The sequence below is a fragment of the Janthinobacterium sp. BCJ23 genome (genome assembly GCF_059617945.1).
The window spans coordinates 1065471-1081908 of sequence record NZ_JCAQAW010000002.1 but is presented as its reverse complement, the minus strand read 5'-3'; the positions used below and the strand labels follow the sequence as shown (position 1 = coordinate 1081908).

Below are 16438 nucleotides of genomic sequence, written 5' to 3'. Positions count from 1 at the left end.
ACAAGCTGGCACGGCGCTTGCTAAACAGAAGGTACGGATCAACGGCGATCCCCTGAATAAACGAACAACGGTCCAACGACGGACCACATGGACAACGGCGTCCGCCCAGGCTGATTTTTCATCGGCGGGGCGGGCGCCGTTTTGTTTTATCAACGGGATATTTCGGGAACCTATCATGGCCAGCCAAAAAGCAACGCGCATCGCGCTCTTCTCCCTCGCCACGCCACCCATGCGCGCATTCCACCTGACGTGGATGGCATTTTTCGTGTGTTTCTTCGCCTGGTTCGCTTGCGCTCCCCTGATGCCTGTCATCAAGGGCGAGTTCGGCCTTTCCTTGGCGCAAGTGGCCAACATCAATATCGCGGCCGTCGCCATCACCATCCTCGTGCGCCTGATCGTCGGGCCATTGTGCGACCGCTACGGCCCGCGCAAGACCTACACGGGCTTGCTGCTGCTGGGCGCCATTCCCGTGCTGGGCGTGGCCGCGTCGCAAAGCTATGAAAGCTTTCTGTTCTTCCGTCTGGGCATCGGCGCCGTCGGCGCCAGCTTTGTCATCACGCAATATCACACCTCCGTGATGTTCGCTCCGCGCGTTGTCGGTACGGCGAATGCCGCCGCCGCCGGCTGGGGCAATGCGGGCGGCGGCGCGGCGCAGGCGCTGATGCCGCTGCTGCTCGGTGCCGTGCTGATGCTGGGCGTGTCCGAATCGCTGGGCTGGCGCGTGGCCCTGCTGGTGCCGGGCGTGCTGATGCTGGTGATGGCCGTTCTCTACTGGCGCTATACGCAGGATTGCCCTGAAGGCAATTATTCGGATTTGCGCGCCGCCGGCATCGCCATTGAGGGTGGCAAGAAGGGTGGCTGGGACAGCTTCAAGGCGGCCAGCTCCAACTACCGCGTGTGGCTGCTGTTCGTCACCTACGGCGCCTGCTTCGGCATCGAGATTTTCATCCACAACATCGCCGCCGTGTACTACGTCGACCATTTTGGCCTATCCTTGAAATCGGCCGGCCTGGCCGCCGGCAGCTTCGGCTTGCTGGCCCTGTTTGCCCGCGCCCTGGGTGGCTGGATGTCCGACAAACTGGCCCTGCGCGGCAACTTGAACAGCCGCGTGACCCTGCTGTTCATGCTGATGATCGGCGAAGGCGTGGGCCTGCTGTGGTTTGCCAAGGTCGACAGCGTCACCTGGGCCGTCATCGCCATGCTGGTCTTCGGCCTGTTCACCCACATGGCGTGCGGCGCCACCTACGCGCTGGTGCCTTTCATCGACAGCAAGGCGCTGGGCGGCGTGGCCGGCATCATCGGCGCGGGCGGCAACGTGGGCGCCGTGGCGGCCGGCTTCCTGATGAAGGGCACGGGCGACATCCGCCAGACATTGATCATCCTGAGCGCGCTGGTGGTGATCTCGGCCCTGTGCGCCATCGCCGTGCGTTTTACCCGTGCAGCGGCCGAACCGAACATGGCCGCGGCCTGAGGAGACAGTAATGACTCACCCTTTGAACATCGTCGTCCTTGGCCATGGCATGGTCGGGCATAAATTCCTCGAACGCCTGGCATTGGAAAACGCGCCGCACCTGTCAGTGACGGTCTTGTGCGAAGAGCCGCGACCCGCCTACGACAGGGTGCACCTGTCCGAATTTTTCAGCGGCAAATCGGCCGACGACCTGTCCCTGGTGGCACCCGGCTTTTTCGACAAGGGCAACGTTGTCCTGAAACTCAATGCGCGCGCCGTCTCGATCGACCGCGCGGCGAAAACCGTCACGGCCAGCACCGGTGAAGTGCTGGCCTACGACAAGCTGGTGTTCGCCACCGGCTCGACGCCGTTCGTGCCGCCGCTGCCGGGCAAGGATAGAGAAGGCTGCTTCGTCTACCGCACCATCGAAGACCTGGAAGCCATGCTGGCCTGGGGTGGCAAATCCAAAACTGGCGTGGTGATCGGTGGCGGGCTGCTGGGTCTCGAATGCGCGAAAGCCTTGCGCGATTTGAAACTCGATACCCACGTGGTGGAATTCGCGCCGCGCCTGATGGCCGTGCAGGTCGATGAAGGCGGCGCGCGCGTCCTGCGCCGCAAGATCGAAGAGCTGGGCGTGACCGTGCACACGCAAAAAAATACGCTGGCCATCGTCGACGGCGAAGAAGCCACGCACCGCATGCAGTTCGCCGACGGCAGCCACCTGGAAGCGGACATGATCGTCTTCTCGGCCGGCATCCGCCCGCGCGATGAACTGGCGCGCGCCTGCGGCCTGGACGTGGGCCCGCGCGGCGGCATCGCCATCGATGACAGCTGCGTCACCTCCGACCCTGACATCTATGCGATCGGCGAATGCGCGCTGTGGGGCGGCCTGGTCTTCGGCCTGGTGGCGCCCGGCTACGAGATGGCCCGCATCGCGGCGCGCCACCTGTTGCAGGAAGAGGGCGAAGCATCGTTCAAGGGCGCCGACATGAGCACCAAGCTCAAACTGATGGGCGTGGATGTGGCCAGTCTGGGCGACCCGCACGGCAATGCGCCGGGCAGCCGCTCCTACCAGTTCATGGATGAACGCAAGCAGATCTACAAGAAAATCGTCGTTTCCGATTGCGGCAAATACCTGCTCGGCGGCGTGATGGTGGGCGACGCCAGCGAGTACGGCACCTTGCTGCAGATGATGCTCAACAAGATCGAGCTACCGGCATCCCCCGAATTCCTGATCCTGCCGCAGGCCGATGGCCAGCAAAAGGTGGGCCTGGGCGTGGACGCCTTGCCCGAGTCGGCGCAAATCTGCTCGTGCAACGACGTGTCGAAAGGCGCGCTGTGCGCGGCCGTCGCCGAGGGCGCCACCACCATCGGCGCCCTGAAAAGCTGCACCACGGCGGGCACCGCGTGCGGCGGCTGCGTACCGCTGGTCACGCAGATCATGAAGGCGGAAATGCAGAAGCAGGGCCTGGCCGTCAACAACCACGTGTGCGAGCACTTTGCGTACTCGCGCCAGGAATTGCACCATCTGGTGCGCGTGGGCAAAATCCGCAGCTTCGGCGAACTCTTGGGCGCGCATGGCCAGGGGCTCGGTTGCGACGTGTGCAAGCCCGTGGCGGCGAATATCCTCGCTTCGTGCTGGAACGATTTCGTCCTGTCTCCCGTGCACGCCAGCCTGCAGGACAGTAACGATTACTTCCTCGGCAATATCCAGAAGGATGGCACGTATTCCGTCGTGCCGCGCATGCCGGGCGGTGAAGTGACGGCCGACGGCTTGATCGCCGTGGGCATGGTGGCGAAAAAGTACGGCTTATATACGAAGATCACGGGCGGCCAGCGGGTCGACCTGTTCGGCGCGCGCGTCGACCAGTTGCCGGCCATATGGGAAGAACTGATCGCGGCCGGATTCGAATCGGGCCACGCCTACGGCAAATCCTTGCGCACGGTGAAATCGTGCGTCGGCTCCACCTGGTGCCGCTATGGCGTGGCCGACAGCGTGGGCTTTGCGATCGAGCTGGAAAACCGCTACAAGGGCTTGCGCACGCCGCACAAGATCAAGTTCGGCGTCTCCGGCTGCACGCGCGAATGCGCCGAGGCGCAGGGCAAGGACATCGGCCTGATCGCCACGGAAAAGGGCTGGAACCTGTACGTGTGCGGCAATGGCGGCATGAAGCCGCGCCACGCGGAACTGATCGCTTCCGATCTCGATGAAGCCACCTTGGTGCGCTATGTCGACCGCTTCCTGATGTTTTACGTGCGCACGGCCGACCGCCTGCAGCGCACCAGCGTGTGGCGCGACAACCTGGAAGGGGGCCTCGATTACCTGAAGCGCGTCATCATCGACGACAGCCTGGGCATCGCCCACGAGCTGGAAGCGGACATGCAGCACGTGGTCGACACCTATGCCTGCGAGTGGAAGGAAGCCGTTTCCAACCCCGCCGTGCGCCAGCGCTTCCGCCATTTCGTCAACAGCGAGAAGAGCGATGAAAACGTGGTGTTCGTCGAAGAGCGGGGCCAGATCCGGCCCGCCACCGAAACTGAACGCCGCAGCACCGTGATCCCCATCCTTGCCGTGGAGGCGTGAGCCATGAATGCGATGAATGAACTTTCCGGCGCCACCGCCGACAACTGGGTAGCCATCTGTCCCTTGGCCGACATCGTGCCCGACACGGGCGTGTGCGCGTTGCTGGGTGGCCGCCACGTGGCCGTGTTCCGCGTCGGCGATGCGGCGCCGCGCGTGTACGCCATCGACAATATCGACCCGAATGCGGGCGCTTCCGTGCTGTCTCGGGGTCTCGTCGGCAGCATCGGCGAGCGCGTCGTCGTCGCCTCGCCCATCTACAAACAGCATTTCGACCTGGCCAGCGGCGAGTGCATCGAAGCGCCCGAGCATTCGGTCGCCGCCTGGCCGGCGCGCGTGTTTGCCGACATGGTGTGGGTGGCCCTGTGAATCCGCCAGTCAAGGCCACTGCGCGTCCCTCGCTCGTGGTCGTCGGCAACGGCATGGCCGGCATGCGCACGGTCGAGGAACTCTTGAAACTGGCGCCGGACCTGTACGACATCACCGTGTTCGGCGCCGAACCGCACGGCAATTACAACCGCATCCTGCTGTCGCCCGTGCTGGCCGGCGAGAAGTCGGTGGACGACATCATGCTGCACACGCGCGACTGGTATGCGCAGCATGGCATTACCCTGCACGCGGGCGACCCCGTCGTACGCATCGACCGCAAGGTGCGCACCGTGCAATCGCTGTCCGGCATCACGGTTGCCTATGACCGCCTGCTGCTGGCCACCGGTTCCACGCCGTTCATCGTGCCCGTGCCCGGGCATGATCTGCCTGGTGTGATCGGTTTTCGCGATATCAGCGACGTCGACACCATGCTGCGTGCGGCGCGCACGCACCGCCACGCGGTGGTCATCGGCGGCGGCTTGCTGGGACTGGAAGCGGCCAACGGCTTGCAGCGCCAGGGCATGGACGTCACCGTCGTGCACATGAGCGGCGCCCTGATGAACCAGCAGCTGGACGCACCCGCGTCGATGCTGTTGAAATCGGCGCTGGAAGCGCGCGGCCTGCGGTTTTTGATGCATGCGCAAACGGCGGAAATCCTCGGCACCGACCGCGTGCAGGGAGTTCGCTTTGCCGATGGCACGTCGATCCCCGCCGACCTGGTGGTGATGACGGCCGGCGTGCGCCCGAACATCGCGCTGGCGCAAGCGGCCGGCCTGCACTGCGAACGGGCCATCGTCGTTGACGATTGCCTGCAAAGCTACGACCCGCGCGTGTACGCCGTGGGCGAATGCGTGCAGCACCGGCGCGCCACGTTTGGCCTGGTCGCGCCCATCTGGGAACAGGCGCGCGTGTGCGGCGCCCACCTGGCCGGCGCAGGGCACCGCCGCTACGTGCAGCAGGCCAGCGCCACCAAATTGAAAGTGACGGGCATCGACCTGTACTCGGCCGGCGACATCATCGGCGGCGAGGGCAGCGAAGACCTGGTGCTGCGCGATCCGCGCCGCGGCGTCTACAAGCGCCTGGTGGTGCAGGGCAGCCGCCTGGCCGGCGCCGTGCTGTATGGCGACGTGCAGGACGGCCCCTGGTATTTCGACCTGATCCAGCAGCGCCGCGACATCAGCAAGCTGCGCGCCCATTTATTGTTTGGCCAGGCGCTGTGCGCCCAGGCCGCCTGACAGCGACCAACAGGACCCCCATGACCACTTGCACGCCCGTGAAAACCACTTGCCCGTATTGCGGCGTCGGCTGCGGCGTGGAAGCGACACGCCTGCCCGACGGCGCCATCCGCATCGCCGGTGATGCCAATCACCCGGCCAACCTGGGCAAGCTGTGCGTGAAAGGCTCGGCCCTCGGCGACACCCTGGACCTGGAGAACCGTTTGCTGCAACCGCAGGTACGCGTCGATGGCGTCCTGCAGCCGTCCTCCTGGGATGCCGCGCTGGACCAGGTGGCCGGCGGCCTGCGCGCCATCATCGACAAGCATGGTCCCGACGCCGTCGCCCTGTACGTCTCGGGCCAGCTGCTGACGGAAGACTATTACATCGCCAATAAATTCATGAAGGGCTATGTGGGCAGCGCGAATATCGACACCAATTCGCGCCTGTGCATGTCGTCGGCCGTGGCCGGCCACAAGCGCGCGTTTGGCGAGGATATCGTGCCGGGCTGCTATGAAGACCTGGAACTGGCCGACATGGTGGTGCTGGTGGGCTCGAACACGGCCTGGTGCCACCCGATCCTGTTCCAGCGCATCGCCCGCATCCGCGAAACCCGGCCGGAGATGAAACTGGTGGTGATCGACCCGCGCCGCACGGCCACCTGCGAGCTGGCCGACCTGCACCTGCCCGTGAAACCGGGCACCGACGTGTGGCTGTTCAACGGCTTGCTGTGCTATCTGGCGAAGGAAGGCGTGATCGCCGATGATTTCGTCACGCGGCACAGCAGCGGCCTCGATGAGGCGCTGGCCGCCGCCCATGTCGACTGTTCCGATCCTTTGCGTGTGGCGAAAATCTGCAAGGTTGACCCGCAAGTCTTGCTGGCGTTCTACCAGGCGTTTGCCGCCACGCGCAAGGTCGTCACGGCCTTTTCGCAGGGCGTCAACCAGTCGTCTTCCGGCACGGACAAGGTCAACAGCATCATCAACTGCCACCTGGCGACGGGGCGCATCGGCCAGCCCGGCATGGGGCCGTTTTCCCTCACGGGCCAGCCGAACGCCATGGGCGGGCGCGAAGTGGGCGGCCTGGCCAATATGCTGGCGGCGCACCTGGATCTCGACAAGCCGGCGCACCGCGAAGCCGTGCAAACCTTCTGGGACTCTCCGCGCATCGCCGACAAGCCTGGCCTGAAGGCGGTGGAGCTGTTCCACGCCATCGAGGCGGACAAGGTCAAGGCCGTGTGGATCATCGCCACCAACCCGCTGGTCAGCATGCCGGACGCCGACCAGGTGCGCCGGGCGCTGGCCAAATGCGAGCTGGTGGTGGTGTCCGACATCAGCGCCGGGTCGGACACGAACGCCCACGCCGACGTGCTGCTGCCGGCCCTGGGCTGGGGTGAAAAGGATGGCACGGTGACCAATTCCGAGCGCCGCATCTCGCGCCAGCGCGCCTTCTTGCCGGCGCCCGGCGAAGCGCGCGCCGACTGGGACGTGCTGTGCGACGTGGCGCGCCGCATGGGGTATGCCGGCTTCGATTTCACGGCGCCGCAAGCCATCTTCGATGAACACGCGCGCCTGTCCGCCTTCCGCAATGACGGGGCCACAAAGCGTTTGTTCAACCTGGGCCACCTGGCGGGCCTGGATGCGGCGCGCTACGACGCCCTTGCGCCGCAGCAGTGGCCGCAGGGCCAGGCGCGCCTGTTCGGCGATGGCCGCTTCGCGCATGCGGACGGCCGCGCGCGCTTCGTACCGACGGCGCCGCGCGCGCCGCGCAATATACCCGACGAAGACTATCCACTCATCCTGAATACGGGCCGGGTGCGCGACCAGTGGCATACGATGACGCGCACGGGAAAGGCGGCGAAACTGTCGGGCCATATCGCCGAAGCGTTCATCGATATCCACCCGCAGGATGCGCTGCTGTACAGCGTGCGCGAAGGCGAGCTGGCGCGCGTGTCCAGCGCCTGGGGCGCGATGGTGGCCAGGGTCGTGCATGGCGGCGGCATCGCGCGCGGCCAGGTCTTCGTGCCGATCCACTGGAGCGACGCGAATGCCTCCGACGCGCGCGTGGGCGCCGTCGTCAATCCCGTTGTCGACCCCGTCTCGGGCGAACCCGAATTCAAGCACACGCCCGTGCGCATCGAGCAGTTCCGCGTGCACTGGCATGCGTTCGTGTTGAGCCGCACGCCCTTGGGCCTGGACGGCGTGGCGCACTGGACGCGCATCCAGGGCGAGCAGTTCCTGCGCTACGAGCTGGCCGGCCGCCAGCGCATCGACGACCTGGGCGCCTGGGCGCGCGCGCTGCTCGGCGTCACGGACGACAACGCCGACTGGCTCGATTACGCGGATGCCAGCGCCGGCGTGTACCGCGCCGTGCACCTGGACGAGGGACGCATCGCGCAATGCGTGTATGTCTCGCCCCGTCCCGACCTGCCGTCGCGCAGCTGGCTGGCGGGCCTGTTTGCGCACGCGCAGATGGATGCGGCCGACCGCGCCGGCGTGCTGCTGGGCCAGCCCATCGGCAAGGGCGTGGACGCCGGCCCCACCGTGTGCTCGTGCTTTGGCGTGGGGCGCAACACCATTTGCGCGGCCATCGTGGAGCAAAAACTGACGACGACGGCGCAGGTGACGGCCTGCGTCAAGGCGGGCGGCAATTGCGGCTCCTGCGTGCCGGAGATACGACAGTTGCTGCTTGAGGCACGCAGCGCTGCCTGATAGTCTGTCCTTTCCTGCGCGGCTTTGTTATATTGCCAGCTCTACAGGAGAGAGGCAGTGTGATGACAGCAGGACAACACGACACGGTCTGGCTGACGGGCTTGAGCGGCGCCGGCAAGTCCAGCATCGCCGGCGCGCTGGCGCGCCAGCTCAAGGCGCAGGGCCGCGCCGTGGCGGTGCTCGACGGGGACCAGCTGCGCCATGGCTTGAACCGCGATCTCGGTTTTACGCCCGAAGACCGGCATGAAAACATCCGCCGCGCGGCCGAAGTGGCGCGCCTGATGAACGGGGCGGGCCTGACCGTCATCGCCGCCTTCATTTCCCCGTACCGCGCCGACCGGGCCACGGCCGCCGCCATCATCGGCGCTGCGCATTTCATCGAAGTCCACGTCAGCACGCCGCTGGCCGTGTGCGAGGCGCGCGATCCCAAGGGCCTGTATGAAAAGGCGCGCGCGGGGCAGCTCGCGCAATTCACGGGCATTTCCGCGCCGTACGAGGCGCCGCTGGCGGCCGCGCTGACCCTGGACACGGGCACCCTGGCGCTGGACGAATCGGTCGAGCGCCTGTGCCACTACCTTCAGCGACGTACGTGACGAACTGGCGAAAACAGCTGCGCCGGCGCCTGCCCGCCAGCCTGAAGGCGCGCATGAGCATGGTCGTCTTCCTGCTCGTGCTGGGCGCGGTCGCCTCGCTGGCGCTGGCCACCCTGGCCGTGGCCGAGCGCGGCATGCGCGACGTGATGGGGCGCCAGCAGTACGTATCGCTGGCCAGCGCCGCCGTCTTCATCGACGAGGAACTCGACGCGAAGCGCAATGTGCTGCGCGCGATCGCGGACAGCCTGGCGGCCAGCGGTGCGCACGACGGCGTCAGCCTGCAGCGCTTCCTGGCCGCGCAAACGGTGCTGGGCAAGGAGTTCTATTCGGCCGGCGTGGTCGGTGCCGACGGCATCGTCCTGGCCAGCGTGAGTCCCTTCAAGCCGCAGGCGGGGCTGAACGTGAAGGGCCGCCCTTACTTTGAACAGACGCTGGCGACCCGGCGTTCGGTGATTTCCTCGCCGCTTAACGGCAGCATTTCCGGCATGCCCATCGTGGTGGTGACGCAGCCCGTGTTCGACGCGCACGGCGGCGTGCGCTATGTACTGGCGGCCAGCGTCAACCTGCGCCAGCCCGATTTCCTCGGCCGTCTGGGCGCCCTCAAGCCGGGCCCTGGCGGCTACCTGTACATCATGACCAGCGAAGGCGTCATCGTCGAGCATCCGGACAAGTCGCGCATCATGCAGCATATCGAAGCCCATGGCCCCGTCAGCGTGCCCACGCGGAGCGCCATGCAGGGCTACGAAGGCTGGATGACGGGGACCACTACGCAGGGCGTCGATGCCCTGTTCGCCTACCACCGCATCGCCTCGACGGGCTGGATACTGGCGTCCGTGTATCCGATGAGCGAGGCCTTTGCGCCGCTGCACGCCATCCGCAGCAAGATCCTGCTGGCCGCCGTGCTGCTGGCGGCGCTGGCTGGCCTGGCCGGCTGGCGCATCGTGCTGCGCCTGTTGCAGCCTTTGGAGCGCTTGCGCCGCCAGGTGCACCAGATCCGCCGCCAGCGCCTGGGCATCGAGGCGCTGCAAATCGAGCGGCGCGACGAGATCGGCGACTTGAGCCGTGATTTTTACTCGCTGGTGGCCGAGCGTGAAATCGCCGAGGCGCAAACGCGCGACAGCGAGCGGCGCTTGAAACTGCTGACGGACCATGTGCCCGTGGTGATCGTGTATATCGACCGCGAACACCGCTACCAGTTCATCAATGCGACGTTTGAGCGATGGTTCGGCGTCTCGGCCAGGGAGAGCCTGATGCATTCCATGCGCGAGGTGCTGGGCGAGGAAGCCTACCAGCTGCGCGAGCAGCACCTGCTGCGCGCCTTCGCGGGCGAGGAGGTTGACTATGAGTTCACGGTCGACAACGAGGCGGGGGAGCGCACCTTCCATACCAGCTACGTGCCCGATGTGGGCGAGAGCGGCGCGGTGGAAGGCGTGTATGGCCTGATTCACGAAATCACCAAGACCAAGGCGATGCACACGGCACTGCAGTTCGCCGCCGCCACCGATACCCTGACGGGCATCGCCAACCGGCGCCGCTTTGACGAGCAGCTGGCGCAAAGCATGCAGCGCACGCGGGCCGCGCGCGCGCCGATGGCGCTCGCCTATCTCGATATCGACCGTTTCAAGGCCATCAACGACAGCCTGGGACACAAGGCGGGCGACGAGGTGTTGAAGGAATTCGCTTCGCGCCTGGTGCGCAGCGTGCGCGCCAGCGACCTGGTGGCGCGCCTGGCAGGCGATGAATTCGTGATCATTCTCCAAGGCGTGAACGGCGCGGCCGAAGTGCGCCAGGTCGGCGCCAAGATCGTCGACGCCATCCGCCAGCCCTTCGAGCTGGCCAGCGGCCCGCTGCCGGTGACGACCAGCATCGGCATCGCCATCTTCCGCGAAGGCGCCCTGACGCCGGCGCAGCTGCTGGACCTGGCCGACCAGGCCCTGTACGCGGCCAAGGGGCAGGGCCGCGATGGCGTGGCGCTGCTCGAGGCGGCGCCGTAGCGGCTACAGGGTGGCGCTCCAGTGGTCGAGCTGCTGCGTGGTGGCCGTCACGCCGCCGCACACGATGACGAGCACATTGCGGTAGGGCGCCAGTTCCGGTACTTTGCCGTAGACGGCCGCCAGCGCCGCGCCGCAGGCCGGTTCCACCACCAGGCGCTGGTCGGTGATAAACCGCTGGCAGGCATCGACGGCGGCCCGGTCGGACACCACCACGCTGTGGAGCAGGCGCGTCTGGCTGATGGCGAACGCCTGCGCGCATACCTGGCGCGCGGCCAGCGAGGTGGCGATGCTGTTGACCGCCGGCAGGGCCACGTGTTCGCGCGCGGCCACGGCCGCCGACAGCGAGGCGGCGCCTTGCGTTTCCACGGCCACGATGGCCACGTCATCCCAGTCGTTGCGCTGCAAGCCTTCGGCCACGCCGGCCAGCAGGCCGCCGCCACCGACCGACAGCACCACGGCGTCCGGTTTCAGGCCCGCGCTGGCCACTTCATCGATCATGCCGGCATGGCCCTGCCACAGAAGCGGGTCGTCGAACGGGTGCAAAAAGGCGTCTTGCGGCGTGAGCATCGATTGCGCCAGCGCATTGGCTTCCTGCCAGGCGGCGCCGTGCACGATGACTTCGGCGCCTTCCTGCGCGATCAGGGCCTTGGCCCGTTCGCTCGTCGTTTCCGGCACGACGACGATGACGGGAATGCCCAGCTGGCGTCCCGCATAGGCGACGGCGATGCCGGCATTGCCACCGGAAGAGGAGATGAAACGGCTGGCGCCGCGCCGCGCGTATTCTTCGCAGGCGAGGCCGATGCCGCGGATCTTGAAGGAGCCGGGCGGCTGCAAGGCTTCGAGCTTGAGCCAGATGGCGCGCTCGCTGTGCAGGCTCAGGGCGCGCGAGTTGAGCAAGGGAGTTTCGATGTGCAGGGCCATGCGTGTTCCTGGTAAACAGTCAGGCCAGCATCATAGCCGAAGCGCGCGCGCCGCCGCGTCACCCTTGCCGGTATTGACTTAGTTCAGCGGGGCGCTCTTGAGCTGGTGCGTGCGCGCCACTTCCTTCATCGCTTCGAGCAGGTCGTCGCGCAGCTGGCGCGGCAGCTTGCCGAAGAATTCCTCGTCGTTCTGGTCGGCCATCTCGGCCAGCACGGGCACCAGCGCCTCGCCTTCCGTCGTCAGCTCGATCGAGTGCTGGCGGCGGTCGGCCAGCAGGATGGACTTGCTGACCATGCCCTTGCTTTCCAGGCGGTCGATCAGTTTCGAGACGGCGCCCTTGCTCATGCCGGACACTTGCGCCAGCACCGTGGGCGAGGTGCAGCCGAGACGGAACATTTCGCGCAGCACCACCCATTCGGACACGGTCACGCCATTGGCTTCGGCTTTTTTCTGGAAGCTGTGGGATACGTGGTTGGAAACGAAACGCAGCCAGTAACCGAGGTGGGCTTCCAGCTCGCTGACGGGGACGCTGTTGGGATGGGCGGCTTGCGGCATGGCGGCCGATTCAAAATTATGGCTCATTTCTCTTCCTTCACTGGGCGGCGTTGCCGGCATGGTTAAGGCCTTCACGCTTGCTGTCGAGTGGTTTGTTTGGGAACAATCATCGTGCTTGAGGTATTTTTAACACTGTTTTCACAGGAAATCACTCAGCGGCAAAGAGTTTTTTCCTTTTTCCTTACTCTAGATAAATAAAAAGCAATATCAAGCAAATAATCGTATTGCGAGAGAGGAAGATTAAAAAAATAACTCATGTTGCATCAATGGTAACAGCATTTTTGCCGAATTGATAAATATTTCATATCATTCTGTATGCTGGCCCACACAAGACGTATTACCCACGCGACAGCGCGCAGTTTTACTGCGGAAATGCGGCCGGCTCAGGCCAGCACCACCTTCACGCCCGCTTCGCGCAGCACTTCGGCAAAGCGGGGCGGCGGTGGCGCATCCGTAAACAAGATGTCGATTTGCGCCAGGTCGGCCAGGCGCACGAGCGCCTTGCGGCCGAATTTGTGCTGGTCGGCCACCAGCCACACTTCGCGCGACTGCTCGATGATCGCTTGCGCCACCTTCACTTCGCGCGCGTCGAAGTCGCGCAGGCTGCCGTCCTCGTCGATGCTGGAAATGCCGATGATGCCGATGTCGACCTTGAACTGGCGGATGAAGTCGATGGTCGCTTCGCCCACGATGCCGCGGTCGCGCCCGCGCACCACGCCGCCGGCCACGATGACTTCGCAGGCCGCGTTGTCGGCCAGGATGGCGGCCACATTGAGGTTGTTCGTCACCACGTGCAAGCCCGTGTGCCGGCCCAGCGCGCGCGCCACTTCCTCGGTCGTCGTGCCGATATTGATCAGCAGCGAACAGCCGTGCGGCACTTGCGCGGCGACGGCGGCCGCGATGCGCCGCTTGGCGTCGCTGTTGAACACCTGCCGCTGGCTGTAGTCGATGTTTTCCACGGACGAGGGCAAGCCCACGCCGCCGTGGTAGCGGGCCAGCAGGCGCGCTTCTTCCATCTGCTTGACGTCGCGGCGCACGGTTTGCGGCGTCACGTCCAGCTGCTGGGCCAGCTCTTCGACGGACATGGTGACCTTCTGGCGCACCACTTCGAGCAGGCGGCGCTGGCGGGGATTCAAGATCATGGTGCTCTCTTTAAAAATCACAAAACGAACAGAAACGAACAAATAGTACTAAAAATATGTTGCTATGGGTTCGTATTCTGGCGTAACCTTATTCATATTGCATGCGTATTACGAAATGGTGATCTTAACGACAGTCGCCGGCGATGCCTAGTCTTTCCTCGCCGGCGTGTCCACGACAGACATGGAGTCCCGATGGCCGCAGCACAGCAGGGTGTGGAGACAGCGATCAAATGCGACGTGCTGGTGGTCGGCGGCGGCATCAATGGCGCCGGCATCGCGCGCGACGCGGCGGGACGGGGCTTGTCCGTGGTGCTGTGCGAAAAGGACGACCTGGCTTCCCACACCTCGTCCGCTTCCACCAAGCTGATACATGGCGGCCTGCGCTACCTCGAATACTATGAATTTGGCCTCGTGCGCAAGGCGCTGATCGAGCGCGAAGTGCTGCTGCGCTCGGCGCCGCACATCATGTGGCCGCTGCGCTTCGTCATGCCGCACGCCAAGGGCCAGCGCCCGGCCTGGCTGATACGCGCCGGCCTGTTCCTCTACGACATGCTAGCGAAGCGGGAAATCTTGCCGGCCTCCCGCGGCATCGACCTGACGCGTCATGCGGCCGGCACACCATTAAAACCCCAGTTCAAGCGCGGCTTCGTGTATTCCGACGGCTGGGTCGACGATGCGCGCCTCGTGGTGCTGAACGCCGTCGACGCGGCCGACAACGGCGCGCACGTGCTGACGCGCACGCGCTGCACGATGCTGGCGCGCGAAGGCGACGCTTGGCTGGCCACCTTGCAGCACGCCAGCGGCACGCAGACGACTGTGTGCGCGCGCAGCGTCGTCAATGCGGCCGGGCCGTGGACGGCCGAGTTCCTGCAGCAGGCGGCACCGGGCGGGCAGGGCCGGCATTTGCGCCTGATCAAGGGCAGCCATATCGTCGTCAAGCGTCTGTTCGAGCATGATCACGCGTATATCTTCCAGCATCCGGATGGGCGCATCGTGTTTGCCATTCCATATGAGCACGATTTCACCCTGATCGGCACCACCGACCTCGACTACCAAGGCGACCGTGGCAAGGTGGAAATCGATGATGAGGAAATTCGTTACTTGTGCGAGCTTTCCAGTTACTATTTCAGCAAGCCCATTGTGCCGGCCGACGTGGTCTGGACGTATGCGGGCGTGCGCCCGCTGGTGGAAGACGCGGCGGCCGACGCCAAGGCCGTCACGCGCGATTACCGTTTCGAGCTGGACCGGGAAGGTGCGCCGCTGCTCAGTATTTTCGGCGGCAAGATCACCACCTTCCGCAAGCTGGCCGAGGAAGCGATGGACATGCTGGCGCCCTTGCTGGGCAACGCGCGTCCTGCCTGGACGGAGCAGGCTTGCCTGCCCGGCGGCGACGTGTATGGCGCCGTGCCGCAGAACCGGGCCGTGCGCGAGTTCGGCCAGTTCGTGCAAGGCTTGCAGCGCGAGTATGCGTGGCTGCCGGCGGCGCTGGTGGCGCGCTATGCACGCGCCTACGGCACGCGCATCCACGTGCTGCTCGAAGGGCGGGCGGACGTGGCGGCCATGGGCGAGGAAATCGCCGCCGGCCTGTACGCGGCGGAAGTTGATTATGTGCGGCGCCATGAATGGGCCGTCAGCGCGGCCGATATCCTGTGGCGGCGCTCCAAGCTGGGCTTGCACCTGCCGCGCGAGACGGCGGACACGCTCGACGCCTGGCTGTTGCAGCACCCGTTGTCGCAGTAAGACGGACACGTTGGCGACCGCGCCCCGCAGAGGGTGCGGCGAAGAATAAGATACATCACTGGAGGAGAAGCGCGTGCAACTGGTACTGGACAAGATCAGCAGGAAGCAGGGGGCTGACGACTTTTTATATCCGATGTCGCTGGCCCTGGTGCCGGGCGCCATCAACGTCTTGCTGGGCACCACGCGTGCCGGCAAGACGACCTTGATGCGCGTGATGGCGGGCCTGGACAAGCCCAGCGGGGGTACGGTCACGGCCGATGGCGTCGACGTGACGGGCGTGCCCGTCAGCAAACGCAACCTGGCCATGGTGTACCAGCAATTCATCAACTATCCGGCCTTCACCGTCTACGATAATATCGCCTCGCCCTTGCGCCTGCGCAAGGTACCCGAGGAGCAGATCCGCACGAAGGTACTGGCGCTGGCCGAGCGCCTGCACATCACGCCCTACCTGCAGCGCACACCCGGAGAATTGTCGGGCGGCCAGCAGCAGCGCACGGCGCTGGGGCGCGCGCTGATCAAGGATGCGTCCCTGCTGCTGCTCGACGAGCCCCTGGTGAACCTCGACTACAAGCTGCGCGAGGAATTGCGCCGCGAATTGACGGAACTGTTTTCCAGCGGCAGTACGACGGTCGTGTACGCGACCACGGAACCGCTGGAAGCGCTGCAGCTGGGCGGCCACGTGGCCGTGCTGCACGAGGGACGTTTGCTGCAGCAGGGGCCGACCCTGGACGTCTTCAACGCCCCCAATTCCATCGACGTGGCGCGCACCTTCAGCGACCCGCCCATCAACCTGATCCCCGCCCGCGTGGATGCGAGCGGCGTGGCGCAGGCGGCCGATGGCCTGTCGATCCATTTGAGCGGCGCACAGCGCGCCCGCCTGGGCGGCAGCACGCAGGTGATCCTCGGCGTGCGCGCGCACAGCCTGCATTTGTCACCGCAGTCCGATGGCGACGTGGCTATCGCAGCTACGGTGGACCTGGCGGAAATCAGCGGCTCGGAAACCTATGTGCATGCGCGCCGCGGCGACCTGGCCCTGGTGGCGCAGCTGGGCGGCGTGCACAACCTGGAGATCGGCAGCGCCTGCACCGTGTATTGCCAGCCGCATGCCTTGCTGATTTTTGCCAGTGATGGCGGCCTGCTGTTCGCTCCTGCGCAAGGAGGGGTTTGA

12 protein-coding genes are annotated in these 16438 nt (G+C 65.5%); 9 read left to right on the top strand and 3 right to left on the bottom strand.

From position 1 onward, the window contains the following. Positions 1–175: 175 nt before the first annotated feature. The 7 genes from AC54AG_RS10905 to AC54AG_RS10875 are packed head-to-tail and all read left to right on the top strand — an operon-like array spanning position 176 to position 10912. Positions 176–1471 carry an MFS transporter gene (locus tag AC54AG_RS10905; RefSeq protein ID WP_319991122.1) on the top strand — a complete coding sequence of 432 codons (1296 nt, stop codon included), beginning with the start codon at positions 176–178 and terminating at the stop codon, positions 1469–1471. Between the two features lie 10 nt (positions 1472–1481). Next, a complete protein-coding gene (nirB, locus tag AC54AG_RS10900; RefSeq protein ID WP_496630306.1) occupies positions 1482–4034 on the top strand; it encodes a nitrite reductase large subunit NirB in 2553 nt (850 codons plus the stop codon). A 12-nt stretch (positions 4035–4046) separates the two neighbouring features. Then, entirely contained in the window at positions 4047–4400 is a 354-nt protein-coding gene (gene nirD / locus AC54AG_RS10895; protein ID WP_034754999.1) for a nitrite reductase small subunit NirD, read from the top strand. After that, positions 4397–5635, top strand: a complete 1239-nt coding sequence (locus tag AC54AG_RS10890) for an NAD(P)/FAD-dependent oxidoreductase (protein WP_331776103.1) — start codon at positions 4397–4399, stop codon at positions 5633–5635. The genes nirD and AC54AG_RS10890 overlap by 4 nt, the downstream gene beginning before the upstream one ends. A 20-nt stretch (positions 5636–5655) precedes the next feature. After that, positions 5656–8325 (top strand): molybdopterin-dependent oxidoreductase, encoded by a 2670-nt coding sequence (locus AC54AG_RS10885; protein ID WP_496630305.1) that lies wholly within the window; start codon positions 5656–5658, stop codon positions 8323–8325. Positions 8326–8354: 29 nt separating this feature from the next. After that, the gene (cysC, locus tag AC54AG_RS10880) at positions 8355–8918 is read left to right on the top strand and encodes an adenylyl-sulfate kinase (RefSeq protein ID WP_496630389.1); all 564 of its coding nucleotides are present in this window, start codon (positions 8355–8357) and stop codon (positions 8916–8918) included. Then, a complete protein-coding gene (locus AC54AG_RS10875; RefSeq protein WP_496630304.1) occupies positions 8915–10912 on the top strand; it encodes a diguanylate cyclase domain-containing protein in 1998 nt (665 codons plus the stop codon). Before cysC ends, AC54AG_RS10875 begins: the two co-directional genes overlap by 4 nt. 3 nt (positions 10913–10915) lie before the next feature. Here AC54AG_RS10875 and AC54AG_RS10870 read toward each other — a convergent pair whose 3' ends face one another. The 3 genes from AC54AG_RS10870 to AC54AG_RS10860 all read right to left on the bottom strand — a co-directional run bounded on the left by AC54AG_RS10870 (position 10916) and on the right by AC54AG_RS10860 (position 13530). Continuing rightward, positions 10916–11833 (bottom strand): pyridoxal-phosphate dependent enzyme, encoded by a 918-nt coding sequence (locus AC54AG_RS10870; protein ID WP_496630303.1) that lies wholly within the window; start codon positions 11831–11833, stop codon positions 10916–10918. 78 nt (positions 11834–11911) lie between these two features. Beyond that, entirely contained in the window at positions 11912–12415 is a 504-nt protein-coding gene (locus AC54AG_RS10865; RefSeq protein WP_046684031.1) for a MarR family winged helix-turn-helix transcriptional regulator, read from the bottom strand. A 356-nt stretch (positions 12416–12771) separates the two neighbouring features. Further along, complete coding sequence (locus tag AC54AG_RS10860) at positions 12772–13530, bottom strand: DeoR/GlpR family DNA-binding transcription regulator (protein ID WP_175444512.1); 759 nt, start codon at positions 13528–13530, stop codon at positions 12772–12774. Between the two features lie 192 nt (positions 13531–13722). Between AC54AG_RS10860 and glpD the strand changes: the two genes are divergently transcribed. Together glpD and AC54AG_RS10850 are read left to right on the top strand one after the other, a co-directional pair. Then, positions 13723–15270, top strand: a complete 1548-nt coding sequence (gene glpD / locus AC54AG_RS10855) for a glycerol-3-phosphate dehydrogenase (protein WP_496630301.1) — start codon at positions 13723–13725, stop codon at positions 15268–15270. A 73-nt stretch (positions 15271–15343) separates the two neighbouring features. Next, on the top strand, positions 15344–16438 hold the full coding sequence (locus AC54AG_RS10850) for an ABC transporter ATP-binding protein (RefSeq protein ID WP_070302013.1): 1095 nt from the start codon (positions 15344–15346) through the stop codon (positions 16436–16438).